General features: G+C 68.7%; 22 protein-coding genes. 15 read left to right on the forward strand and 7 right to left on the reverse strand.

Going from position 1 to position 24,751, the window contains the following annotated elements; genetic code table 11:
• Window positions 1–199: 199 nt before the first annotated feature.
• From mnmA to OTERR_RS11540, 3 genes are all read right to left on the reverse strand, one after another.
• On the reverse strand, window positions 200–1,291 hold the full coding sequence (gene mnmA / locus OTERR_RS11530) for a tRNA 2-thiouridine(34) synthase MnmA (protein WP_054621176.1): 1,092 nt from the start codon (window positions 1,289–1,291) through the stop codon (window positions 200–202).
• Complete coding sequence (locus OTERR_RS11535) at window positions 1,281–1,931, reverse strand: hypothetical protein (protein ID WP_246154146.1); 651 nt, start codon at window positions 1,929–1,931, stop codon at window positions 1,281–1,283. Before OTERR_RS11535 ends, mnmA begins: the two co-directional genes overlap by 11 nt.
• A gap of 144 nt (window positions 1,932–2,075) precedes the next feature.
• A complete protein-coding gene (locus tag OTERR_RS11540) occupies window positions 2,076–2,531 on the reverse strand; it encodes an NUDIX hydrolase (RefSeq protein WP_149425844.1) in 456 nt (151 codons plus the stop codon).
• A 146-nt stretch (window positions 2,532–2,677) separates the two neighbouring features.
• Here OTERR_RS11540 and OTERR_RS11545 point away from each other — a divergent pair, with 146 nt between their 5' ends.
• The 8 genes from OTERR_RS11545 to OTERR_RS11580 all read left to right on the forward strand — a co-directional run bounded on the left by OTERR_RS11545 (window position 2,678) and on the right by OTERR_RS11580 (window position 10,384).
• Window positions 2,678–3,598 carry a branched-chain amino acid transaminase gene (locus tag OTERR_RS11545; RefSeq protein ID WP_054621178.1) on the forward strand — a complete coding sequence of 307 codons (921 nt, stop codon included), beginning with the start codon at window positions 2,678–2,680 and terminating at the stop codon, window positions 3,596–3,598.
• Between the two features lie 49 nt (window positions 3,599–3,647).
• Window positions 3,648–3,860: a zinc-finger domain-containing protein gene (locus OTERR_RS11550; protein ID WP_054621179.1), complete on the forward strand. Its 213-nt coding sequence runs from the start codon at window positions 3,648–3,650 to the stop codon at window positions 3,858–3,860.
• Window positions 3,861–3,969: 109 nt separating this feature from the next.
• Window positions 3,970–5,067: a lipopolysaccharide heptosyltransferase II gene (gene waaF / locus OTERR_RS11555; RefSeq protein ID WP_149425845.1), complete on the forward strand. Its 1,098-nt coding sequence runs from the start codon at window positions 3,970–3,972 to the stop codon at window positions 5,065–5,067.
• Window positions 5,064–5,516, forward strand: coding sequence for a YybH family protein (locus OTERR_RS11560; protein WP_054621180.1), 453 nt, complete (start codon window positions 5,064–5,066; stop codon window positions 5,514–5,516). The genes waaF and OTERR_RS11560 overlap by 4 nt, the downstream gene beginning before the upstream one ends.
• The gene (locus OTERR_RS11565) at window positions 5,513–6,517 is read left to right on the forward strand and encodes a YheT family hydrolase (protein WP_149425846.1); all 1,005 of its coding nucleotides are present in this window, start codon (window positions 5,513–5,515) and stop codon (window positions 6,515–6,517) included. Before OTERR_RS11560 ends, OTERR_RS11565 begins: the two co-directional genes overlap by 4 nt.
• A 5-nt stretch (window positions 6,518–6,522) precedes the next feature.
• A complete protein-coding gene (locus OTERR_RS11570) occupies window positions 6,523–7,917 on the forward strand; it encodes a phosphomannomutase/phosphoglucomutase (RefSeq protein WP_149425847.1) in 1,395 nt (464 codons plus the stop codon).
• 43 nt (window positions 7,918–7,960) lie between these two features.
• Window positions 7,961–9,223, forward strand: coding sequence for an EAL and HDOD domain-containing protein (locus OTERR_RS11575; RefSeq protein ID WP_054621182.1), 1,263 nt, complete (start codon window positions 7,961–7,963; stop codon window positions 9,221–9,223).
• A gap of 183 nt (window positions 9,224–9,406) precedes the next feature.
• Window positions 9,407–10,384, forward strand: a complete 978-nt coding sequence (locus OTERR_RS11580; protein WP_149425848.1) for a C-GCAxxG-C-C family (seleno)protein — start codon at window positions 9,407–9,409, stop codon at window positions 10,382–10,384.
• A gap of 95 nt (window positions 10,385–10,479) precedes the next feature.
• Here the strand turns inward: OTERR_RS11580 and OTERR_RS11585 are convergent, their stop codons facing one another.
• The 3 genes from OTERR_RS11585 to alaS all read right to left on the reverse strand — a co-directional run bounded on the left by OTERR_RS11585 (window position 10,480) and on the right by alaS (window position 14,287).
• Complete coding sequence (locus tag OTERR_RS11585; RefSeq protein WP_149425849.1) at window positions 10,480–11,022, reverse strand: NUDIX domain-containing protein; 543 nt, start codon at window positions 11,020–11,022, stop codon at window positions 10,480–10,482.
• A 308-nt stretch (window positions 11,023–11,330) separates the two neighbouring features.
• On the reverse strand, window positions 11,331–11,669 hold the full coding sequence (locus OTERR_RS11590) for a hypothetical protein (RefSeq protein WP_223115941.1): 339 nt from the start codon (window positions 11,667–11,669) through the stop codon (window positions 11,331–11,333).
• Window positions 11,669–14,287, reverse strand: coding sequence for an alanine--tRNA ligase (alaS, locus tag OTERR_RS11595; protein WP_149425850.1), 2,619 nt, complete (start codon window positions 14,285–14,287; stop codon window positions 11,669–11,671). Before alaS ends, OTERR_RS11590 begins: the two co-directional genes overlap by 1 nt.
• A gap of 348 nt (window positions 14,288–14,635) precedes the next feature.
• Between alaS and murI the strand changes: the two genes are divergently transcribed.
• The 4 genes from murI (at window position 14,636) to OTERR_RS11615 (ending at window position 18,275) form a co-directional block, all read left to right on the forward strand.
• Window positions 14,636–15,385, forward strand: a complete 750-nt coding sequence (gene murI, locus OTERR_RS11600) for a glutamate racemase (protein WP_246154498.1) — start codon at window positions 14,636–14,638, stop codon at window positions 15,383–15,385.
• Between the two features lie 153 nt (window positions 15,386–15,538).
• On the forward strand, window positions 15,539–16,801 hold the full coding sequence (locus OTERR_RS11605; RefSeq protein ID WP_149425851.1) for an extracellular solute-binding protein: 1,263 nt from the start codon (window positions 15,539–15,541) through the stop codon (window positions 16,799–16,801).
• 7 nt (window positions 16,802–16,808) lie between these two features.
• Window positions 16,809–17,798: a glycerophosphodiester phosphodiesterase family protein gene (locus OTERR_RS11610; RefSeq protein ID WP_149425852.1), complete on the forward strand. Its 990-nt coding sequence runs from the start codon at window positions 16,809–16,811 to the stop codon at window positions 17,796–17,798.
• Between the two features lie 42 nt (window positions 17,799–17,840).
• Complete coding sequence (locus OTERR_RS11615) at window positions 17,841–18,275, forward strand: hypothetical protein (protein WP_054621188.1); 435 nt, start codon at window positions 17,841–17,843, stop codon at window positions 18,273–18,275.
• Window positions 18,276–18,429: 154 nt separating this feature from the next.
• On the opposite strand, the gene OTERR_RS11620 is transcribed toward OTERR_RS11615, so the two are convergent.
• Window positions 18,430–19,488 carry an aldo/keto reductase gene (locus OTERR_RS11620; protein ID WP_425466014.1) on the reverse strand — a complete coding sequence of 353 codons (1,059 nt, stop codon included), beginning with the start codon at window positions 19,486–19,488 and terminating at the stop codon, window positions 18,430–18,432.
• Window positions 19,489–19,681: 193 nt separating this feature from the next.
• Here OTERR_RS11620 and rlmM point away from each other — a divergent pair, with 193 nt between their 5' ends.
• The 3 genes from rlmM (at window position 19,682) to OTERR_RS11635 (ending at window position 24,573) form a co-directional block, all read left to right on the forward strand.
• Window positions 19,682–21,559, forward strand: coding sequence for a 23S rRNA (cytidine(2498)-2'-O)-methyltransferase RlmM (gene rlmM / locus OTERR_RS16650; RefSeq protein ID WP_149425853.1), 1,878 nt, complete (start codon window positions 19,682–19,684; stop codon window positions 21,557–21,559).
• Window positions 21,560–21,583: 24 nt separating this feature from the next.
• Window positions 21,584–22,921, forward strand: a complete 1,338-nt coding sequence (paeA, locus tag OTERR_RS11630; RefSeq protein ID WP_149425854.1) for a polyamine export protein PaeA — start codon at window positions 21,584–21,586, stop codon at window positions 22,919–22,921.
• Between the two features lie 89 nt (window positions 22,922–23,010).
• Window positions 23,011–24,573 carry a DEAD/DEAH box helicase gene (locus OTERR_RS11635; protein ID WP_054621191.1) on the forward strand — a complete coding sequence of 521 codons (1,563 nt, stop codon included), beginning with the start codon at window positions 23,011–23,013 and terminating at the stop codon, window positions 24,571–24,573.
• Window positions 24,574–24,751 lie beyond the last annotated feature (178 nt).

Raw genomic sequence — 24,751 nt, forward strand, 5'->3', positions numbered from 1 at the left:
CCCGCCATTGCCGCCCTTCGGTGCGATGCCACGCCCAGGCGTGGAGACACGTTCGAACCGGGCCAGATGGCCGGCAAGCCCCCCTCACGGCGCCCTGCCGCCGGGCCGCGCCAAGCAAAACGCCGCCCGGAAAATCCGGGCGGCGTTCGGCCGCAACTGGAGAATCGAGGGGGCGGAAACCGCCCCCGTGGCAAAGCGCTTACTGGATGATGCCACCGCCCAGGCAGACCCGGCTCTCGTACACCACCACCGACTGGCCCGGGGTCACCGCCCACTGGGGTTCGGCGAACTTGATGGTGGCGGTACCGGCGGCCGCGTCGAAACTGTCGATCTCGCAGGGCGCGTCCGGGGTGCGGTAGCGCGGCTTGGCGGTGTACACCCAGTGGGTCTTGGGCGCCTCGCCGGCCACCCAGGACAGGTCGCCGGCCACCAGGGTGTCGGTCTGGAGCGCCGGATGGTCGTGGCCCTGGACCACGTAGAGGATGTTGCGCGCCATGTCCTTCTTGGCCACGAACCAGGCGTCGTGGTCGCCGCCGCCACCCTTCTGGCCGCCGATCTTGAGGCCCTTGCGCTGGCCCAGGGTGTGGTACATCAGCCCCTCGTGCTCGCCGATCACCCGGTCGTCGTCCAGCACCCGGATTTCCCCCGGCTGGCGCGGCAGGTAGCGGCTCAGGAATTCGTTGAAGGGCCGCTCACCGATGAAGCAGATACCAGTGGAATCCTTCTTGGTGGCCACGTGCAGCCCCGCCTCTTCGGCGATCTTGCGCACGTCGCGCTTGTAGTAGTCGGCCAGGGGGAACAGGGTCTTGGCCAGCTGGGCCTGGTTGAGGCGGTGCAGGAAGTAGCTCTGGTCCTTGGTGCCGTCCTCGGCCTTGAGCAGCTGGAACTTGCCCTGGAACTCGCGCACCCCGGCGTAGTGGCCGGTGGCGATCTTGCTCGCCCCCAGGGTCATGGCATGGTCGAGGAAGGCCTTGAACTTGATCTCGGCGTTGCACAGCACGTCCGGGTTAGGGGTGCGGCCGGCCTGGTACTCGCGCAGGAACTCGGCAAACACCCGGTCCTTGTACTCGGCGGCGAAGTTGACCACCTCGACGTCGATGCCGATCACGTCGGCCACGCTCATCACGTCGATCAGGTCCTGGCGCGACGAACAGTATTCCTCGGTGTCGTCGTCCTCCCAGTTCTTCATGAACAGGCCGACCACCTTGTAGCCCTGGCGCTTGAGCAACAGGGCCGCCACCGACGAGTCCACCCCGCCGGACAGGCCCACCACCACAGTTTCAGTCGACATCGGGTCCTTCTCCCTTCAACCAATTCGCAAGAGGCAGCACCACCGGTGCGGCCCCGGGTAAAACAAACCAGCTATCCACCACGTAGCGGGCGCCGGGATGACGCTCCACCGGCCGGGGTGGCGCCGGCGGCGCCGGCAGGTCGGCCAGCACGGCCTGGCAGTCGCACTGGGCCAGCAGCACCGGGATGTAATCGGGCACGGCGGGGGCCGGCACGGGGGCGGCCAGCGCCCGTTCGGCAGCCAAGGCGTCGTCCGAGGGCCCGGCCTGCTCTTCGAGCACCGCGGCAAAGTGCTGGTTCACGATGTAGGGCGCCCGCAGCGCCGGCTCCAGCACCCGGTGCCAGCGCAGCCAGCCGCGGGCTTCGAGCAGGCGCAAGAGCCGGGTGGTGGTGGTGGCGTGATCGATGCAATCCATCCGCCCCGGGCTCTCGGCGTCGGCAGTGTTGCCCGGCCGGTCGTCGCTGATCGGACTCTGCCGTGCCGCCTCGCCGTACAGTTGCCCCACCGCCTGGGCGATGCGCTCCCGCTCCTCGGCGGCGCTGCCGGTGCCCTTGAGCAACCCGGCCACCCCCGCCAGCAGGGGGTCGGGAAACGACACCCAGGCCTCGGCGCTACAGCTCCAGTTGTAGCAGACGCTCACTGTTTCGCCGCACCAGGCCACGATCGGCAGGAGGCATAGCGCAAACACCGCGCCAATGCTCGCGCTCCGGACACCTCGGCCTGGGCGCGAGCATTGGCGCGGCTTTCCAGGCATCACGGTGGCGAAGCTCCGGGCCGGCATGGCTCAGTCGTAGTGCCGGATCAGGTCCAGGGGGAAGCGCCGGCCGGCCAGATAATCCTCGATACATTGCAGGATCAGGGGGCTGCGGTGCCGTTCCCGGGTGGCGCGTACGTCGTCGATGGTCAGCCAGCGGGCGGCGACGATGCCGGTATCCAGAGCCCGGTCCACCTCTTCGCCAGTGACTTCGCAAGCGAAGGCGAAGCGCAGATAGGTGATGTCCCGGGCCGGCCGCGGCCACTGGTACACCCCGACCAGGGCGGTGGGGCGCACATGGTGGGCGGTCTCTTCCAGGGCCTCGCGAATGCAGGCGTTGACCAGGGATTCGCCCTCGTCCAGGTGCCCGGCGGGCTGGTTGAAGCGCAGCCCCTGGTCGGTTTCTTCCTCGACCAGCAGAAAACGGCCGTCCCGTTCCACCACGGCGGCCACCGTCACATTGGGCTTCCAGATCCTCGCGTTCATCGTCGTCGCTCGACCAAAAGCGGCGATTTTACCGTTTACAGGCCCTCCCCGTCCGCCCTTCGCGGCAGTGCAGCATGGCCGGGAGGGGCGGTTTTCCGTTACAATTTTCGCTTTCGTATTTTTCAAGCGGTAACGGAGAACACACCATGTCGATGGCGGATCGCGACGGATTCATCTGGTATGACGGCAAACTCGTGCCCTGGCGCGATGCCACCACCCACGTACTGACCCACACCCTGCACTACGGCATGGGCTGTTTCGAAGGGGTGCGCGCCTACGCCACCGACAAGGGCGCGGCGATCTTCCGCCTCAAGGAGCATACCGACCGCCTGTTCGGTTCCGCCCACATCTTCCAGATGAAGATGCCCTACGACAAGGCGACCATCATGGACGCCCAGCGTGAGGTGGTGCGGGCCAACAAGCTCGATTCCTGCTACATCCGCCCGATCGTCTTCTACGGTTCCGAAGCCATGGGCATCGCCGCCAAGACCCTGTCGGTGCACGTCGCCATCGCCGCCTGGCCGTGGGGCGCCTACCTGGGCGCCGACGGCATGGAGCTAGGCATCCGCGTCAAGACCTCGTCCTTCACCCGCCACCACGTCAACATCAACATGTGCCGGGCCAAGTCGGTGTCCACCTACGCCAACTCCATCCTCTCCCACCAGGAAGCCGCCAACGACGGCTACGACGAGGCCCTGCTGCTCGACGTGGACGGCTACGTGGCTGAAGGCTCCGGCGAGAACATCTTCATCGTCAAGAACGGCAAGCTGTACACCCCGGACCTGACCTCCTGCCTGGAAGGCATCACCCGCGCCACGGTGATCCAGCTGGCCGAGGAAAACGGCCTGCAGGTGATCGAGAAGCGCATCACCCGCGACGAGGTGTACTGCGCAGACGAGGCCTTCTTCACCGGCACCGCCGCCGAAGTGACCCCGATCCGCGAACTCGACGGCCGCCAGATCGGCGAAGGCAAGCGCGGCCCGATCACCGCCAAGCTGCAAGCCCAGTTCTTCGACGTGGTGCAGGGCCGCTCGGCCAAGCACGCCGAATGGCTGACGGTGTGCTGAGCTGACCCGGCACCTTCCCACCTCACCCTTTCATTTCACGAGGCACGCCATGAGCGAGGCGAAAGACGTCAAAGCCCCCGAGAGCCGTACCATCGAAATCACCGCTGCGGATCTGCCGCTGCACTGCCCGCAACCCGGAGCGCCGCTCTGGGCGCGGCATCCCAAGGTGTTCCTGGATGCGACCAAGACCGGCGAAGTGACCTGCCCCTACTGCAGCGCCCACTACGTGCTCACCGGTGAGCTGCCCAAGGGTCACCATTGACCCCGCGTAGCCACTGACTGATCGATGACGGGAAGCCCGGGGATACCTCTGCGCTTCCCGTTGTTCCATCTGCCCGGCCCCTCCCCTGCTTTTGCCTGATGCCTGCCCGATGCCTCTTTCCCGCTTCACCCCCCGGCATGGCCTGATCGTCGCCCCCAGCTGGGTCGGCGATGCGGTCATGGCCCAGCCCCTGTTCATGCGCCTGCATGAGCGCCACCCGGGGCTGGTGCTGGACGCCCTAGCGCCCCCCTGGGTCGCCCCGGTGCTGGCGCGCATGCCGGAAATCCGCACGGTGCACCGCAACCCCTTCGCCCACGGCGAGTTCAACCTCAAGGGACGCCTCACCCAGGCCCGGGAACTGCGTGCCGCCGGCTACGATGCGGTGTGGATCCTGCCCAATTCGCTCAAGTCGTCCCTGGTGCCGTTCTTCGCCCGCATCCCGAAGCGGATCGGCTTCACCGGCGAGTCCCGCTATGGGCTGGTCAACGTCCGCCACCATCTCGACAAGCAGAAGACGCCCCTGATGGTGGCCCGTTTCGCCCAACTGGCGGAGCGTCCCGGCCAGCTGCCGGCGGAACCCCTGCCCCGTCCCCGGCTGACCTCCTCCCCCGAGAACCAGGCCCGCACCCTGGCCCAACTGGGCCTCAAGCGCCCGGAAAAGCTGGTGGCCTTCTGCCCCGGTGCCGAATACGGCCCGGCCAAGCGCTGGCCGGCGGTGCACTTCGCCGAACTGGCCCGCCGGCTGCACCACGCCGGCGTGGCGGTATGGATCCTCGGCTCGCCCAAGGATCACGCCATCGGCGAGGAGATCGTCGCCCTGGCCGGCCTGGCCACCGAGGCCTGCCACAACCTGTGCGGTGCGACCGCCCTGGACGCGGCCATCGACCTGCTGGCCCTGGCCGACGCGGTGGTGTGCAACGATTCGGGCCTGATGCACGTGGCCGCAGCCCTGGACCGTCCCTTGGTGGCGGTGTACGGCTCGTCCTCCCCGGGATTCACCCCGCCGCTGTCGGACCGGGCCACGGTGGTCTCCCTCAAGCTGTCGTGCAGCCCCTGCTACAAACGGGAATGCCCCCTGGGCCACCTGGACTGCCTCAACAAGCTCCTGCCCGGCCAGGTATGGCAGGCCCTGCCCGCCGGGCTGACCGACCCCCACCCCGGCGCCCACACCATCTCCATCGTCCCCATGACCGGAGGCACCCCATGAGCGAGTCCCCCCGCCATCACCCCCGCGCCCACTTCCCCACCCCGGAAGACGCCGAGGCCGCCTTCTACGACGCCATCGAGCGCGCCGACCTGGAGGCCCTGATGGCGGTGTGGTGCGAGGACGAGGAAATCGTCTGCATCCACCCCGGCGGGCCGCGCCTGATCGGGCTGGCGGCGGTGCGCAGCGCCTGGCAGGCGATCTTCGACGGTCCCCGCTTCCGCCTGCGCGTCGCCCAGCGGGCCCGCTGGCAGAGTGGCCTGATGGCGGTGCACAACGTGGTTGAAGTGCCTTCCCTGGCCGATGACCCGGAAACCCAGGATCCGGTCTTCGCCACCAACGTCTACGTGCGCGGCGCCGACGGCTGGCGCCTGGTGGCCCACCACGCGGGACTGGGACCGGAAGCTGACGAGTCGCCCAACGCCGGCGACGCCCCCCGGGTGCTCCATTGAGTCATCACGGCAGCCCGCTCGCCGCCTCCTTCGCCCCCTACCGGGCACCGCGCTGGCTGCCCGGCGGGCACGCCCAGACCCTCTGGCCGCTGCTCATCAAACCGGTGCCACCGGCCTACCGGCGCGAGCGCTGGGACACCCCGGACGACGATTTCATCGACGTCGACTTCCTCGATATCGACGCCACCCCGGCCAGCAGCACGACGCCCCTGGCAGTGCTCTTCCACGGTCTGGAAGGCAGTTCCCGCAGCCATTACGCCGTATCCCTGGCCCAGGCCTGCCAGGCCTGTGGCTGGGGCTTCGTGGTACCCCACTTCCGCGGCTGTTCGGGGGAGCTGAACCGTCTGCCCCGGGCCTATCATTCCGGCGACTCCGCCGAAATCGGCTGGGTGCTGGCCCGGCTGGCCGAGCGTTTTCCCGGCCGCCCCCTGCACGTCACCGGCGTTTCCCTGGGGGGCAACGCCCTGCTCAAATGGCTGGGCGAACAGGAAGAAAGCGCCGCCCGGCTGGTGCGTTCCGCCGCCGCCGTCTGTCCGCCCCTGGACCTGGCCGCCGCCGGCTTCAACCTGGGACGGGGCTTCAACCTGGTCTACACCCGCCACTTCCTCGTCACCCTCAAGGCCAGCGCCCTGGCCAAGCTGAAGCGCCATCCCGGCCTGTTCGACCCGGCCCGGGTGCGCCAGGCGCGCAACCTGTACGATTTCGACGAAGTGGTCACCGCCCCCCTGCACGGTTTCAAGGGCGCCCTGGACTACTGGACCCGGGCCTCGGCCAAACCCCTGCTTGACCGCCTCCGGGTACCGACCCTGCTCATCAATCCGGTCAACGACCCCTTTCTGCCCGCATCGGCCCTGCCCGGCCACCATCAGGTGTCCAACGCCGTGCGTCTCGAACAACCCGCCGAAGGCGGCCACGTCGGCTTCGTCGCCGGCTCGCTGCCCGGCCACCTGCACTGGCTGCCGCGGCGGCTTCTCCATTTTTTCAACGAACACCAACAATGACCGCCATGACCACTCCTGCCCTGCCCGCCGAAATCTTCAAGGCCTACGACATCCGCGGCATCGTCGGCAAGACCCTCACCCCGGCCATCGTCCGCGCCATCGGCCAGGGCTTGGGTACGTTGGCTCTGGAGAAATCCGGCCCCGGCGCCACCATCGCCATCGGCCGCGACGGCCGCCTGTCCGGCCCGGAGTTCGCCGCCGCCCTGGCCGACGGCATTCGCAGCACCGGTGCCGGCGTGGTGGACGTGGGCTGCGTGCCCACCCCGGTCACCTACTTCGCCGCCCAGCACCTGGGCTGCGGCTCCTGCGTGTCGATCACCGGCTCCCACAACCCGCCCGAGTACAACGGCCTGAAGATGGTGATCGCCGGCCAGACCCTGGCCACCGACGCCATCCAGGCCCTGCGCCAGCAACTACTCGACGGCCGTGTGACTAGCGCTGCCGCCCCCGGCCCCTTCCGCACGGAAAACGTGCTGCCCGCCTACCTGGAGCGCATCCTCGGCGACGTGAAGCTGACCCGGCCGATGAAGGTGGTGGTCGATTGCGGCAACGGCGTGGCCGGGGCCGTGGCGCCCGAGCTGTTCACCGGCCTGGGCTGCCAGATCGTGCCGCTCTTCTGCGAGGTGGACGGCACCTTCCCCAACCATCACCCGGACCCCTCCAAGCCGGAGAACCTGGAAGACGTGATGCGGGCGCTACGCGATACCGACGCCGAGATCGGCTTGGCCTTCGACGGGGACGGCGACCGCCTCGGCGTGGTGACCAAGGACGGCGAGGTGATCTTCGCCGACCGGCAGATGATGCTGTTCGCCGAGGATGTACTGACCCGGGTGCCGGGCGGCGAGATCATCTACGACGTGAAGTGCTCGCGCCTGCTCGCCGACCACATCCGCGCCAAGGGCGGCCGCCCCCTGATGTGGAAGACCGGCCACGCCCTGGTCAAGGCCAAGCTCAAGGAAACCGGCGCCCCCCTGGCCGGCGAGATGAGCGGTCACATCTTCTTCAAGGAGCGCTGGTACGGTTTCGACGACGGCCTCTACGCCGGCGCCCGACTGCTGGAAATTCTCTCCCGCAGCCCGGATGCCAATGCCGTGCTGAAAGCCCTGCCCAACAGCACCGCCACCCCGGAACTGAACATCAAGATGGCCGAGGGAGAGCCCTTCGCCTTGGTGGCCAAACTTCAGGCCGAGGCACGCTTTCCGGCCGCCCGTGAGGTGATCGGCATCGACGGGGTGCGGGTCGAATACGCTGACGGTTTCGGCCTGGCCCGGGCCTCCAACACCACCCCGGTGGTGGTGCTGCGTTTCGAGGCCGACACCCCGGCCGCCCTGGCCCGCATCCAGGACGAATTCCGCGCCGCCCTGGTCGCCGTCTGGCCGGGCCTGGCCCTGCCCTTCTGAGCCCACTCCCTTCCGCCGCCACGCCGTACCGATTGTTTCGCCCATGAGTACCCACCCGTTCTACCTGGCCCGCCAGCCGATCCTAGACCGGGACCAGCAGGTCCAGGCCTACGAGCTGCTGTTCCGCACCAGCGAGACCAACAGCGCCACCATCGACGACGACGGCCAGGCCACCGCCACGGTGCTGGCCAACGCCTTCGGCGAGCTGAGCCTGAGCGACGTGGTGGGTCCGTACAAGGCCTACATCAACGTGCCGGCGGATTTCCTGATGCAGGACTCCCTGGAATTCCTGCCCGGTCCCAAGGTGGTCCTGGAACTGCCCGCCGACGCCCTGCCCGACGCCGACCTGATCGCCCGTTGCCGGGCCCTCAAGGCCAAGGGCTTCACCCTGGCCGCCGGCAATGTGGCCAGCCTGGACCCGGCGCGGCTGCCGCTGCTGCAGGAAGTGGACATCCTCAAGGTGGATCACCAACTGCTCAACAATCAGGAGCTGTTCGTCCTGTTCTGCCACCTCAAGCCCCTGGGCCGGGAGCTGCTGGCGGAAAAGATCGAGGACATGGAGCAGCTGGAGCACTGCCAGGACCTGGGTTTCACCCTGTTCCAGGGCTACTACTTCGCCCGCCCGACCTTGATCGCCGGCAAGAAGCTGGAGCGCTCCAGCCTGGCCCTGGTCAAGCTGATCGGTCTGCTCATGGAAGACGCCGAAACCTCGGTGCTGGAAACCACCTTCAAGCAGGAACCCGGCCTCACCCTCAACCTGCTGCGCCTGGTGAACTCGGTGGCCAGCGGCCTGGCGGTGCGGGTCGGCTCGGTACGCCACGCCATCACCCTGATGGGCCGGCAAAAGCTGCTGCGCTGGCTGCAACTGCTGCTCTACTGCCAGAACGGCAGCCCGGACGCCCCGCCTTCGCCCCTGCTGCTCACCGCCGCCACCCGGGGACGCCTGCTCGAACTGATCCAGCTGCGCCTCACGCCGCGCCATCGTGATGCCGCCGACCGGGCCTTCATGACCGGCATCCTGTCCCTGTTGCCGGCGGCCCTGGGCGTGCCCATGGACGAATTGCTGGCGCCCCTTCCCCTGGCGGCCGAAGTGCGCCAGGCCCTGCTCGAAGGCAAGGGGGAACTGGGCCGCCTGCTCGGCCTGGCCGAAGAAATGGAGCGCAGCGTTGCCCGCGACGGCCACGGCGGCAGTGCCGAACCGGAAGCCCTGGCCCAGCTGGCCGGACTGCCCCTGCAAGCGCTCAACGCCTGCCTGGCCGAAGCCCTGGGCTGGGCCAATAGCCTGGCCCAGGAAGTGGCCGCCTGACCCCCAGGCCGCCGCCCTTGCATGGCCCCGGCACCGGTCATCGGCGCCGACGCTCCGCTCCTCCTCCACCCTTGCCCCGCTGCCGGGGCCACGGTATAAATTGCCCATGAGCCGGCACAGACCGGCCGCCGCCTCCGGCCCCTTTGGTCCGGAGATCGGGGAGGTAAGAACGAGGAGACCATCATGTGGGAGCTTCGCCCTGCCCGGGAGGAAGAGGTTGCGTCCGTCGCCGCCCTCTTCGATCTCTGCTGCAACCTGCCGGCCCGTGCTGTCCCCCAGGACGGTGACGTCATACTGGTGGCTGCGCGCAACGCCCATCTCGCCGCCGCCATCTGCTTTCGCCCCCTCGATGCCCACCACGGCTGGATCTACGGCTTGGCCGTGCGGCCCGGCTTTCGCAAGCGGCGCCTCGCCCGCAAGCTCTACCAGCACGTTCTCGATGCCGCCGGGCAACGGGGGCTGACCCATCTCTACGCCACCGCCAGCGTCGGCAGCTCCTACTTCCAGACCCTCGGCTTCGCCATCGGTGAGCCGACGGCGTTGCCGGCCAGCCTGAACCAGGCCCTCGACGAATCCGGCTTCCATCAGAGCGAGGCCATCGTCCTGCACCAGCCCCTGCTGCAACCCGAAGGCATTTCACCCGCGGGCGAGGCCACCGCCCTGTTCGATGCGGGCTACTTCTGCGCCGAGAGCGTGCTGCTCGCCACCGCTCGCGCCACAGGCCTGGACGAACCGGGCCTGGCCCGGCTGGCCACCGGCTTCTGTACCGGCATGGCCCACACCTGGAATACCTGTGGCGCCCTGTCCGGGGGCGTCCTGGCCATCAACCTGGCCTGCGGCCGCGACCAGCCGGGCGAATCCGTCAGCACCAACTTCCAGGCGGTACAACGCTTGCACCAGGAATTCACCAGCGCCTGCGGCGGTTGCCGCTGCAGCGAGCTCAACGGCTTCGACCTTTCCACCTCCGCCGGACGCCATGCCTGGGCCCAGGACGGGGGCCACGCCCAATGCCGGGAATACGTGGCAATCGCCGCCCGGCTGGCCACTGCGGTAATCCGTGAGGCCCGCCAGGAGGATGAAGCCCGGGGCGGACTGATGAACCTGTTTCCGCCAGGGGACGAAAGCGAAGCGGCAGCGGCTTACGTCCCCCATCCGGCGTAAGCACTGCAAGTAAGCACCGCAAGCGCGCGATCCCGCAGCAACACCAGCAACGCAGTCGTGCCCCTGGAGCGGGCTCACGCAGCCGGACGCCTGGGTCAACCGGCCTGTGCGCCCAATCCGGCGCGGCGCAACCAGTCGGCCACCGCCAGTCCGGTGCCATAGTCCCAGGCCTGCAGGCGGGCCGGCGGCACCAGGCGGATTTCAGCCAGTTCCTCGTTGAGCACGATCTCGCCCTCGGCGCGCACGTGGTAGACGATCAGCAGTTCGTTCTTGCGCGGGAAAGGGTAGAGGCCGATCAGGTCGGCGCTGGTGGCCACCAGGGAAAGCTCCTCGCCAACCTCGCGGCGCACCGCCTCATCGGGAGCCTCGTCCCGTTCGAGAAAGCCGGTGATCAGGCCGAACTTGCCTTCGGCCCAGGCCTGGTTGCGCGCCAGGATCATCTGCCCCTGCCATTCCACCAGGGCCGCCACCACCGGCACCGGATTGCCCCAGAACACGTAGTCGCAGGCCGTGCACAGGGCCCGCTCGTGGCCGCCGATTTCGTCGGTGGTCAGGGGTGCCCGGCAGCGCGGGCAATAGCGGTGGAGGGGATCGAGGGCGGCCAGCGACGGGGACGTATGGGGCGTGAATTCGGACATGGCGGATGGGACAAAGCACGGGAATGGAAGGCCCACAGCATAGGGCCTCCGGCGCCGGCTTGCCACCACTGGCCATGATGGCGAGCGATGCCCCAATCCCAGGCCCTTCGCGGTGCGCGGCTTCCCCCCGCGAATGCCAGCGCCCCCCCGTTCCGTCGGCGGAGCCGGCCGCGACTCCCCACGTATTCCCTTGGCGCAACTCTCCTCGGACCAATCCCCCCCCGCCGGGCCGAGCGGACAAACAAAAACCGGCCCCGTGGGGCCGGCTTTTGTTGGGATGAGGTTGCCGCAGCACGCCCAAAGGCGGGCTACTTGTGCCCCAGACTGCCCCGGTTGTAGTCTCGGTCGCCGGGCATGACGGTGCGGCCGACGCCGAACACGCCCCCCTGGGCCGCCACCGGCCGGGTGTGGTTTTCCGGGAACTGATCGGCCAGTGCCTTGGCGGCCTTGGCCTTGTCCGCGTCCACGTATTCCCAGCGGCCGTTGGGCAGCAGGCGCACCGGGTCGCCGGTGGCGGTGGTGGCCTCGATGGGGGTGCGGTCCAGGGCCTTGGCCGGAACACCAGCACTGGCGCCATTCTCCGCGGCATGGGCCGGGAACGCCGCGACCAGCGCGGCGCCCAGGGCCAGGGCCTTGGGAAGGCGCATCACAGCTTGCCTTCGACCCAGGCAGCCACGGAGGCCAGGGCCGCCGGCAGGTTTTCCGGCTGGGTGCCGCCGGCCTGAGCCATGTCCGGCCGGCCGCCGCCCTTGCCGCCCACCTGCTGGGCCACCTGGTTGACCAGCTCGCCGGCCTTGACCTTGCCGGTCAGGTCCGAAGTGACGCCGGCGATCAGGGTGACCTTGCCGTCGGCTACCGAGGCCAGGACGATGGCGGCGGACTTGAGCTTGTCCTTGAGCTTGTCCATGGTCTCGCGCAGGGCGGTGACGTCGGCCCCGTCCAGGGTGGCGGCCAGCACCTTGGCGCCCTTGATGTCGGCCGCCTGGTCGGCCAGGTCGTCGCCCTGGCTGGAGGCCAGTTTGGACTTGAGCTTGGCCAGTTCCTTTTCCAGGGCCTTCACGTTGTCGAGCACCTGGGCGATCTTGGCCGGCAGCTCAGAAGCGGGGGCCTTGAAGGCGCCGGCGGCTTCGCTGATGAGGGCTTGCTGCTGCTGCACCAGGGTCAGGGCGTTGTCGCCGGTGACGGCTTCGACGCGGCGCACCCCGGCAGCCACGCCGGATTCGGAGACGATCTTGAACAGGCCGATGTCGCCGGTGCGGGTGACGTGGGTGCCGCCGCACAGTTCCTTGGAGGAACCGATGGTCAGCACCCGCACTTCGTCGCCGTACTTCTCGCCGAAGAGCATCACGGCGCCGGTCTTCTGGGCATCCTCGATGGCCATTACCGAGGCATCGGTGGCGGCGTTGGCGAGGATCTCGGCGTTGACGATGGCCTCCACCCGGCGGATTTCCTCGGCGGTCATCGGCGCGTTGTGCACGAAGTCGAAGCGGGTCTTGTCCGGATCGACCTGGGAGCCCTTCTGCTGCACGTGCTCGCCCAGCACTTCGCGCAGGGCCTTGTGCATCAGGTGGGTGGCGGAGTGGTTGCGCACGGTGCGGGCCCGGGCCACGGTATCGACCCGGGCGGTGACGGCGTCGCCCACTTTGAGGGTGCCGGTGGTCACCACGCCGTGGTGGCCAAACACGGTGGCCTGGATCTTCTGCGTGTCTTCCACGGCGAACAGGCCGGCGCCCTTGATCTCGCCCCGGTCGCCCACCTGGCCGCCGGACTCGGCGTAGAACGGGGTGTGGTCGAGCACCACCACGCCCAGGTCGCCCTCGTGCAGTTCGTTGACCGAGGCACCGTCCTTGTACAGGGCCAGCACGGCGCCCTTGGCTTCCAGGCTGTCGTAGCCGTGGAAGGTGGTGGGGGCGCCTTCGTATTCCAGGTTGGCGGCCATCTTGAACTTGCCGGCGGCGCGGGCCTGTTCCTTCTGCCGGGTCATGGCGGCGTCGAAGGCGGCCTCGTCCACGGTCACGCCGCGCTCGCGGCAGACGTCGGCGGTCAGGTCCAGGGGGAAGCCGTAGGTGTCGTGCAGCTTGAAGGCGGTCTCGCCGTCGAACACCTTGGTGCCGGCGGCGTCCATGGCGGCCAGGTCGGCCTCCAGGATGGCCATGCCGTGCTCGATGGTGGTGAAGAAGCGCTCTTCTTCCTGCTTGAGCACGTCCATGACCCGGGCCTGGTTGGCCTTCAGGTCCGGGTAGGCCTCGCCCATCTCGGCCACCAGGTCCGGCACCATCTTGTGGAAGAAGGCGGCCCGGGCGCCCAGCTTGTAGCCGTGGCGGATGGCGCGGCGGATGATGCGGCGCAGGACGTAGCCGCGGCCCTCGTTACCCGGGATGACGCCGTCGGACACCAGGAAGGAACAGGCGCGGATGTGGTCGGCCAGCACCTTGAGGCTGGGGCTGTCCAGATCGGCATCCGAGGTTTCCCGGGCGGCGGCGGCGATCAGCTTCTGGAACAGGTCGATCTCGTAGTTGCTATGCACGCCCTGCAGCACGGCGGAGATGCGCTCCAGACCCATGCCGGTATCCACCGAGGGCTTGGGCAGCTTGTGCATGACGCCGGCTTCGTCCCGGTTGTACTGCATGAAGACGTTGTTCCAGATCTCGATGTAGCGATCGCCGTCTTCCTCCGGGCTCCCCGGGGGGCCGCCCCAGATGTGCTCGCCGTGGTCGTAGAAGATCTCGGTGCAGGGGCCGCAGGGGCCGGTGTCGCCCATCATCCAGAAGTTGTCGGAGGCGTAGCGGGCGCCCTTGTTGTCGCCGATGCGGATCACCCGCTCGGCCGGCACGCCCACTTCCTTGGTCCAGATGTCGTAGGCCTCGTCGTCCTCGGCGTACACCGTCACCCACAGCTTCTCGGTGGGCAGCTTGAAGACCTGGGTGAGCAGTTCCCAGGCGTAGGAAATGGCGTCGCGCTTGAAGTAGTCGCCGAAGGAAAAGTTGCCCAGCATCTCGAAGAAGGTGTGGTGCCGGGCGGTGTAGCCGACGTTTTCCAGGTCGTTGTGCTTGCCGCCGGCGCGCACGCACTTCTGCGCCGTGGTGGCCCGGGTATAGGGGCGCTTGTCGAAGCCGAGGAAGACGTCCTTGAACTGGTTCATCCCCGCGTTGGTAAACAGCAGGGTCGGGTCCTCGTGGGGAACCAGGGAGGACGAAGCCACGATCTGGTGGCCCTTGCTCGCGAAGAATTCCAGGTACTGGCGGCGGATTTCGGCGGTATTCATGGTGGTCGGACGCTTCCGTTGCCACGCCCGGCGCGGGCCGGACGGGCCAAATATGGGCAAATTGGCGAAAGGCGGAATATTACCAAACGGGGGTATCATGGCGGCCCTTTTGTCGCTTTTTCCCGGGTTTTTCTCCGGGTTTTTCTCCAGGTTTCCCACCGGTTTTCCCCGACCGGAGCGATCCCCGCCGTTTTCGCACCGCCACCGCCCATGGTTTCCCCCTCCATCCCCCGCCCCGCTGCTGCCCTCCCCTCCCTCGTTCCGCCGGAAGTGGCCGAGGTGGCCCGGCGCTGCCCGATCGGCGTGTTCGATTCCGGCATCGGCGGCCTGACCGTGGTGCGGGCGCTGATGGAACGGCTGCCCCTGGAGAACATCGTCTATTTCGGCGACACCGCCCGGGTGCCCTACGGGGTCAAGTCGGTCGCCACCATCGAGCAATTCACCGGCCAGATCGTCGATTTTCTCCTCAAACACGAGGTGAAGATGCTGATCATCGCCTGCAACACCATGGCGGCAGTGGCCTCCCACGTGGTGCGGGCCCGGGCCGAGGCCGCCGGCCATCTGCCGGTGCTCGACGTGATCGAGGCCGGCGCCCGGGCAGCGGCCGCCGTCACGCGCAACAACGCAGTGGGCGTGATCGGCACCCCGACCACGGTCAACAGCAACGCCTACGCCCGCCACCTGCACGCCCTCAACCCGGGGCTGCGCGTCTATTCCCAGGCCTGCCCGCTGTTCGTCCCCCTGGTGGAGGAAGGCTGGCTCGACCACCCGGTCACCCGCCTCACCGCCCAGGAATACCTGAAGCCGGTGCTGGCCGAGGGGGTGGATACCCTGGTGCTGGGTTGCACCCACTACCCGCTGCTCAAACCCCTCCTCGCCGACGTGGCCGGCCCGGACGTGACCCTGGTGGATTCGGCGGTAACCACCGCCGAGCAGGCCGCCCAGCGGCTTCAGGAAATGGGCCTGGCCAACCCGGGCGACCCGGCCAACCCGGCCTCCTACCGCTACTTCGTCACCGACGTGCCGCTGCGCTTCACCACCATCGGCGAACGCTTCCTCGGCCGCAGCCTGGGCCGGGTCGAAACCGTCGCCTGGTAGGCGACCGGCACTCACCGGATCGGCGCCCGACTCCTGGCCAGACGGCCGGGGCTGCGCCAGCAACCCCAGCGCTGGCGCGGTAAAGCGGGGGGCTTCCCCGCCCCCCCGCCGGGAGCGTTAGAATCGCCGCTCTCCCTCAGTCGTGAGTCCGTCATGCCGCACTTCCGCCGTACCCTGGTCGCCGCCACCCTGCTGGGCAGCGTTGCCGCCCCGGCCTTCGCCGTCACCGAAATCCCCCTTTCCCACCAGCTCGACGAGGCCCGCATCGCCCGCCTCCAGGAAGTGGTGGACCGCTTCAACAACAGCCAGAAGGACTACCACGTGGTCCCGGTGCGGCGCAGCGAGCAGGACGCTCCGGCGGTGCTCAACCTGGCCGTGTCCGAGGACATTTCCCTGTTCTCCGCCAACCGCGGCGGTTTCCGCCCCATCGCCGACGTGATGAAGGAAGCCAAGGAGCGCATGGATACCAGCAGCTTCCTGGCCGATTACCGGGGCCCCCTCACCGAGGGCAACAAGCTGATGGCCCTGCCCGTGGCCTTTGCCACCCCGGTGCTGTACTACAACAAGGCCGCCTTCAAGAAGGCCGGCCTCAACCCGGACCAGCCGCCCAAGACCTGGTGGGAAGTGCAGAACGCCGCCGGCAAACTGGTCGATGCCGGCTCCAGCTGTGCCTACACCACCTCCTGGCCCGCCTGGGTGCTGATCGAGAACGCCAGCGCCCGCAACGGCGCCCCGGCCGCCACCGCCTCGGGCACCTTCGCTTTCAACGGCCTGGCCCAGGTCAAGCAGATCGCCCTGCTCACCACCTGGTACAAGAGCAAGTACTTCACCTACTTCGGCCGGCGCAACGAAGCCGACGCCAAGTTCGCCGCCGGCGAATGCGGCATGCTCACTTCCGGCTCCGACATCTACGCCACCCTCAAGTCCGACAGCAAGGTGGACCTGGGCGTGGCCCCCATGCCCTACTTCGACGACGCCTACGGCGCGCCCCAGCGCACCCTGGCCGGCGGCGGCTCCCTGTGGATCGGCGCCGGCAAGAAGGCGGCCGAATACAAGGGGGCGGCCAAGTTCGTCAGCTTCATCACCGCCCCGGACATGCAGATCGAACTGGCCAAGGCCGGCGGCTTCCTGCCCCTGTCCGACACGGCCTGGAAGGCGGCGCGCAGCAAGCTGCTCAAGGACGATCTGGTCAACCAGGAAGTGGCCCACGCCACCCTGGCCGGCCGCGCCGACAAGGATGCCATTCCGGCCCGCATCTCCTTCCACCCCCAGGTGCGCCTGATCGTGGAAGAAGAGCTGGAAGCGGTGTGGAAAGAGCTGAAGACTCCCAAGGAAGCCCTGGACACCGCCGTGGCCCGGGCCAACGCGGTGGTTCGCGGCCTGCCCAAGGGCAAGCTGGCGCTGCTGCTCAAGTAAGCGCGGCATGACGGGGGACGCGGCCGGCAACGGCGCCACCCCGGCGCCGGCAGCGGGTGAAACGCCCGGCGCTGGCGTTCCGCCCCCCGTCCCTTCCCCCCCTGAACGCTCTCCTACCCTCGCCTATCCCCGCCTGATCGCCCACCGGGGCGGCGGCGCCGGGTTTGTCGGGCTGGCACCGGAAAACACCCTGGCCGGACTAGCCGCCGCCCACGCCGCCGGTTATCGGGGTGTCGAATTCGACGTCATGCTGTCCGCCGACGGCATCCCCTTCCTGCACCACGACGACACCCTGGAGCGCACCACCAGCGGCAAGGGCCCCATAGCCGCCGCTTCCGCCGCCGTGCTCGACCGCCTCGACGCCGGCCGCTGGCGCGACCCGGCCTACGCCGGCGAAGCCCTGCCCCGCCTCGCGGCCGCCCTGGAGTTGTGCCTGGACGCCGGTCTGTGGATCAACCTGGAGATCAAGCCCACCACGGGGCGCGACCGCGCCACCGCCCAGGCCGTCGCCGCCACCTTGCTGGCCCGCTGGCCAACCCTGGCGGGCCCGCCCTCCGCCCCAAACAACGGCGGAACGCCCGGTAACCGGTCGCCAGCCGCGGATCCCGTTTCCACCTTCGCCCCGCCGCCCCTGGTGGTTTCCTCGTTTTCGCCCGCCGCCCTGGCGGAAATAGCCCGCCTGGTTCCGGCCCTGCCCCGCGCCCTGCTGGTGGGCGCCCTGCCCCGGGACGGGCTGGCGCAATGCCGCGCCCTGGGATGCTGCGGCCTGCATCTCGACGCCACCTATCTCGACCGGCGGACCCTTGCCGCCCTGCGCACCGCCGCCCCCGACCTGCGCCTGGCGGCCTACACGGTGAACGACCCGGCACGCATGGCCGAACTGTTCGCCGCCGGCATCGACGCCCTGTTTACCGACCGGATCGACCTGGACCCATTGGGCCTTGTGCCAGCGACGCCTGTCGGCGCGCTGCCGGCCGGGCCGGGGAATGTGGTTTAATTTCGCCACCCCTGCGCCCCACCACCTTTTTTCCTTCACGCCATGGCCTCTCGCCCCTCTTCCCCCGTCCTCCGCTCCGGGCTGGCCCGCGCGGCCCTTCTCGCGGTCGCCCTCCTCGCCCTGAACGGCTGCGACGAGGTGCAGAGCAAACTGGGCATCGAAGATGCCGCCAGCAAGGCAACACGCATGGAAAACGAGGGCAAGGCCATTGGCGGCGCCTGCCGCCAGTCCGGCCGGGCTATCGAGGATTGCTACTCGCTTTACCAGTGGGTGCCCAAGTCGGCGGTCTATACCGGCTGGCGGGAAATGGATGCCTACATGCGCGAGAATCAGCTGGAAACGGTGACCCCGGAACTGCCCCCGGCGCCACCCCCGGAAGACCCGCGCAAGAAGAAAAAGAAGAAGGTCGCCCCGCCGGCCGACGGTGCTGGCAATGGAACGGGCGAAGCCTCCGCCGAAGCCCCGGCGGCCAAGTAAGGGCCGCCCGGCCCACGCCCGGGCAAACGGCGCTACCCAGACAAAGCAACGGCCCGGCCGGACATGATGTCCGCCGGGCCGTTGGCCGTTTGCGGGGGGAAAACCCGGGGGCACCAGGAGCCGCCCCCTGGTCGGGGAGCGGCGAGCCCCGGGCTCAGGGGGCCGGATTGGGGTGGCGCAGGTGGATGGCATCGAGCTTGTCCAGCACCTCGGGCGCCAGGTCGATGTTCCAGGCCGACAGGTTCTCGTCGAGCTGGGCCAGGCTGGTGGCGCCGATGATGGTGCTGGCCACCGACCAGCGCCGGTAGCACCAGGCCAGCGCCAGTTGTGCCGGGCTGATACCGATCACCCGGGCCAGGGCCACGTACGCGGCCACGGCCTCCTGGAGGCCGGGCTTGCTGTAGCGCTGGCCGAAATCGGCAAAACGATTGATGCGCCCGTCGGCCTTGGGATCGGCCAGGTATTTGCCGGTGAGGTGGCCGAAGGCCAGGGGCGAGTAGGCCAGCAGCCCGACGTTTTCCCGGTGGCAGACCTCGGCCAGGGTCAGGTCGTAGGTGCGGTTGACCAGGCTGTAGGCGTTCTGGATCGAGACGATGCGCGGCAGCCCCCGCGCCTTGGCCAGCCGGGTGAATTCCATGACGCCCCAGGGGTGCTCGTTGGAGACCCCGACGTGGCGGATCTTGCCCGCCGCCACCAGTTCGGCCAGGGCTTCCAGGGTTTCCTCGATGGGGGTGATGACCCCGTCGCCCTCCCGGGCCGGGCTGTACTGCCAGCCGCCGAACATGGGCTGGCGCCGGGCCGGCCAGTGCAGTTGGTAGAGGTCGATGTAGTCGGTCTGCAGGCGCTTCAGCGACGCATCCACGGCGGCGCTCAGATCGGCCTTGCCGAAGCCTTTCGGGCCGCCCCGGATCCATTCCAGGGTGCGTCCCGGACCGGCGGCCTTGGTGGCCAGCACGATCTTGCTGCGGTCCTGGCGCTTCAGCCAGGTGCCGACGATGGTCTCGGTGGCGCCATAGGTCTCGGCCCGGGCCGGCACCGAGTACATCTCGGCGGTATCGATGAAGTTGATGCCGGCGTCCCGGGCCCGGTCGAGCTGGGCGTGGCCCTCGGCCTCGCTGTTCTGCTGGCCGAAGGTCATGGTGCCGAGGCACACCGCGGACACGTTCAGATCGCTGCCGCCGAGGTGGCGGTACGCCATGGGGGATGGGGTCATGGGGATGTTCTCCTGTTGTTCTGGGATCAGGCACAGCCGGCATGGCCACGCGCCGCCGCCAGCGGGCTACGGGGGAAGCCAGGAGGTGGCGCCGGCGGCGACGGTCACCGCCTGGCCTGCCTTGTGCCTTGTCATGGCGCGGCGATCAAGGGCCGTCACCATGCCGCCCGAAACAATACGCTATCCTTGGCGGATGACCGAATCCACCGACTCCGCCGACTTCAGCGACTACACCCCCACCCACGTCTTCCGCCGCGCCGGACCGGCCGAGGGGGCCTTTACCCCCCAGTTTGCCCAGCTCCTGCTCTACTGCCGCCCCGGCTTCGAGAAGGAATGCGCCGCCGAAATCAGCGACGTGACGGCGGGCCTGGGGGTGGCGGGCTACTGTCGCGCCAAGCCCGATTCCGGCTACGTGCTGTTCGTGCCCGCCGACACCGCCGACCTGCGCACCCTGCGCCGCGACCTGCGCTTTGCCGACCTGACCTTTCCCCGCCAGCTGCTCTTTGCCGGCGAGATCATCACCGACCTGCCGGTGACCGACCGGGCCGGCCCGCTCACCGCCGCCGCCAGCGTGCTGGCACCCCGCTTTTCCGACGTGCTGCTGGAAACCGCCGACACCAACGAAGCCAAGGAACTGTCGTCCTTCCTGCGCAAGTTCGACACCCCCTTCGCCAAGGCCCTGGCCGCCGCCGGCCTGGTCGGCGACAAACCGGCCAAGGGCAAACTCCGCGCCAGTACTGGATCTTCAGAGGGTGCCCCTGGGACTCCGCGCCAGGAGCCAATCTCCGAAGGCCTGCCGCTGAAATTCAATGCCGACGCGCCTCCCCCGCTACCCCGCCCCGAAGGCGCCGGGCTGCGGGGGGCCCGACTGCACGTCTTCTTCCTCTCGTCGTCGGCCGCCATCTGCGCCGTCTCCGACGCCGGCAACCGCTCCGACTGGCCCCTCGGCATCCCGCGCCTGCGCATGCCCCGGGAGGCGCCGTCCCGCTCCACCCTCAAGCTGGCCGAGGCCTTCCTCGCCTTCGACCTGGAAGCGCAACTGCGCACCGGCCAGACGGCGGTGGACCTGGGCGCCGCCCCCGGCGGCTGGACCTACCAGCTGGTGCGTCGCGGCATCCACGTCACGGCGGTGGACAACGGCCCCATGGACAAGTCCCTGCTCGGTTTTGAAATGGTCGAACACCTGCGCGAGGACGGTCTCAAGTACCGGCCCAGGCGTCCGGTGGACTGGCTGGTATGCGACATGGTGGAAAGCCCGGCGCGCATCGCCCGGGTGATGGCCGACTGGCTGGCCGAGGGCAAGGCCGCCGCCGCCATCTTCAACCTCAAGCTGCCGATGAAGCGCCGCTACGATGAGCTGGAAACCTGCCGCGCCCTGATCGAGACCCGCCTTGAAGAGGCCGGCCTGGAGTATTCCCTGGCCTTCAAGCAGCTCTACCACGACCGGGAGGAGGTCACCGCCTACCTGCGCGCCCAGGCGCCGGCCGGCGGTATCCGCCCCGCGCCGCGCCGGCCCCAGCCGGGGACCGCGGCTCGGCCAACCCGTGGCGAGCGCGAAACCAAGGACATACGGGAAAGCGACGACTTCGGCGCCTTCTCGGTTGCCGCACCGGCGGCCAAACCAGGTAAATCTGGCAAGTCCGCCAAGCCGGGCAAAACCGGTGCCGCCCCCCGCCCGGGCAAGCCCGGCGGTGCCCGCAGCTATTTCAGCGACGCGGACAGCAACGCCTTCGGCGAACTGGGCGAATTCTCCTCCTTCACCCCTGGCCAGGAACGGGGGCCACGCCGCGAGCGGCCGGCCGCCAAGCCGGCGGGCAACCCCGCTGGCAAGAGCAACGCCAAGGCCGCGCCGCGCGGCGCATTCGCCCCGGCGCCGGGCAAACCGGCCCGGCCCGGCAAGGGTCCGGGCAAATCCGCCACGGCGCCCCGCGGCAACGGCGGCAAGGGTGGCAAGAGTGCTACCAGCACCGCAGGCAAGCCCAGCCGCCCGGGCAAGGCGGCGTCTGCTCCCCGTGGCGGCGGCAAAGCCCGCCCCGCACCTTCCCGCGCGGCACCGCGCCGCAAGGGGTAAGCACCGGCTCCCGGCCCTTCGACCATGACCGACCATCTGCTCGTCATCCTCGGCCTGATCGCCGCCAGCGCCTTTTTCTCCATGGCGGAAATCGCCCTGGCGGCCTCGCGCCGGCTCAAGCTGCAACAGCTCGCCGACACGCCCGGCCCCCAGGGGGAGCGGGCGGTACGGGTGCTGCAGTTGCAGGCCGAGCCGGGCTACTTCTTCACCGTGGTGCAGATCGGCGTGAACGCGGTGGCCATCCTCGGCGGCATCGTCGGCGAGGGGGCCTTCTCCCCGGTCTTCGCCCAGGCCCTGGCCTGGGTGCTGCCGGCGGAGCAGGCGGCCACCGGCGGCTTCGTGCTCTCCTTCGCCCTGGTCACCTCCCTGTTCATCCTATTCGCCGACCTGGTGCCCAAGCGCCTGGCGATGATCGCCCCGGAGGCGGTGGCCCTGCGCATCGTCGCGCCGATGGGCTTCTTCCTCACCCTGTTCCGCCCCCTGGTCTGGCTGTTCAGCGGCCTGGCCAACCTGTTCTTCCGCGTCTTCGACCTGCCCACCGCCCGGCACAACGACATCACCCAGGCCGACATCGTCGCCCTGGCCTCCGCCGGCGCCCAGGCCGGGGTGCTGGACAAGGAGGAGCACGCCCTGATCGAGAACGTCTTCGAGCTCGAATCGCGCACCGTGCCCTCGTCCATGACGCCCCGGGAGAGCGTGGTGTTCTTCACCCTGCAGGATTCGGAAGCCAGCCTGCGCGAGAAGATCGCCGCCCACCCCCACGGCAAGTACCCGGTGTGCGACGGCGGCATCGACCGGGTGATCGGCTACGTGGACGGCAAGGATCTGCTGCTGCGCGCCCTCAACGGCCAGCCCCTGGCCTTGAAGAGCGAGCCGGTACTGAAGAACGTGCTGATCATTCCCGACACCTTGACCTTGTCCGAGGTGTTGAAGCGCTTCAAGGCGGCCAGCGAAGACTTCGCCCTGATCATGAACGAGTACGCCCTGGTGGTCGGCCTGATCACCCTGGAGGACGTGATCAGTACGGTGATGGGCGACCTGGTCAGCCCCCTGGCCGAGGAGCAGATCGTGCGCCGCGACGCCGATTCGTGGTTGATCGACGGCATCACGCCGGTGGAAGACGTGATGCGCGCCCTGTCCATCGACGATTTCCCCGAGACAGAAAATTACGAAACCATCGCCGGCTTCATGATGTACACCCTGCGCAAGATTCCCCGGCGCACCGACGCGGTCACCCACGCCGGTTTCAAGTTCGAGGTGGTGGATATCGACAACTACCGCATCGACCAGCTGCTGGTCACCCGCCTCGTGCCGGGCGAGGCCGGCGGGGCGGACGAAGGCCACCCCCGCGGCGGGCATTGACAAACCTGAAAACATCCGCGTGTCACATAGGGCCATGTATAATCATGGCCCTATGTTTCTGATCCCATTCGATTTACGGAGTCCCGCCCATGCGATTTGACGAGCTGGGCCTGGCCCCCGAACTGCTGAAAGCCGTTGCCGAGCAAGGCTACGAGAACCCCACCCCGATTCAGGCCGAGGCCATTCCCCTGGTGATCCAGGGCAAGGATCTCAAGGCCTGCGCCCAGACCGGCACCGGCAAGACCGCCGCCTTCACCCTGCCGCTGCTGCAGCGCCTGCTGCACCACTCCAGCCCGAGCGCCTCCCCGGCGCGGCACCCGGTGCGCGCCCTGATCCTGGCCCCGACCCGGGAACTGGCCATCCAGGTCCATGAGAACCTGACTGGTTACGCCAAGCACACTCACTTCCGCACCCTGTGCGTGTACGGCGGCACCGACATCAAGCCCCAGATCGCCGCCCTGCGCACCGGCATCGAGTTCCTCGTCGCCACCCCGGGCCGCTTCCTCGATCTGGTCGAGCAGAAGGCCGTCAGCCTGCACGCCGTCGAAGCCCTGGTCCTGGACGAAGCCGACCGCATGCTCGACATGGGCTTCATCCCGGACGTGCAGCGCATCATCAACCTGCTGCCCAAGACCCGCCAGGGCCTGCTCTTCTCGGCCACCTTCAGCACCGAGATCCAGAAGCTGGCCGATACCATGCTGCGCAACCCGGTGATGGTCGAAGTGGCCAAGCGCAATGCGGTGTCCGACACCATCACCCACCGGGTCTATCCGGTCGGCGAATACCGCAAGCTGGCTCTGCTCACCCGCCTGCTCAAGAACGGCGAAGTCACCCAGGCGATCGTCTTCACCCGCACCAAGCTGATGTGCTCCCGGCTGGCCCGGGAACTGGTGCGGGCGGGCCTCAAGGCCGAATCGATCCACGGCGACAAGAGCCAGTCCGAGCGCATCAAGGCCCTGGACGCCTTCAAGGCCGGCGAGATCCAGGCCCTGGTGGCCACCGACGTGGCCGCCCGGGGCATCGACATCGAAGACCTGCCCTTCGTGGTCAACTACGAGTTGCCCCACGTCCCCGAGGACTACGTGCACCGCATCGGCCGCACCGGCCGGGCCGGCAAGCAGGGCAACGCCATCTCCCTGGTCAGCACCGACGAAGCCGGCTACCTGGTGGAAATCGAAAAGCTGATCAAGCGCCCGGTCGAGCAGATCATCGTCCCCGGCTTCGAGCCCGACGCCGACTGGGAATACCCGCCCAGCGGCAAGAAGCGCCGCTCCGAGAGCCGCAACGACCCGCGCCCGGAAGGCCGCCGCGACGCCCATGCCCGCCCGGAAGGCCGGGAGCGGAGCGACCGCAGCGAGCGCACCGATCGGGGCGACCGTCCCGAACGCGGCGAACGGCGCGACCGCCCGGCCGGCGAGCGCAGCAACTACGAGCGCCGCCCCGGTGGCTCTGGTCGCGGCCGCTCCACTGTGGCCGCCGACGGTTTCGATTTCAGCAAGCCCTACGAAGCCAAGGCCGCCATTCCCCACCTGGCCAACGAAGGTCACATCACCGACGACCACGGCGCCCCGTCCCCCCAAGGCCAACCGGACCTGCGCAAACCGCGTCGCCCGGTGGCAGCCCTGCTCGGCGGGCTGGGCCGCAAGGTCTAGGCATCGGCGCACACGCCGCCCCTCACGGAGCGGCATCGGTAAAAAACCCTGTTCTCGAACAGGGTTTTTTGTTTTTGGGATAACAAAACATCCAATGATGTCTTTCACATGGGGATGGGGAACAGATCACCGAGAATGGCGACAAACCCTATACGCCAACGCCATACACTCTTCATTC

Source organism: Oryzomicrobium terrae, assembly GCF_008274805.1.
Taxonomy (GTDB): domain Bacteria; phylum Pseudomonadota; class Gammaproteobacteria; order Burkholderiales; family Rhodocyclaceae; genus Oryzomicrobium; species Oryzomicrobium terrae.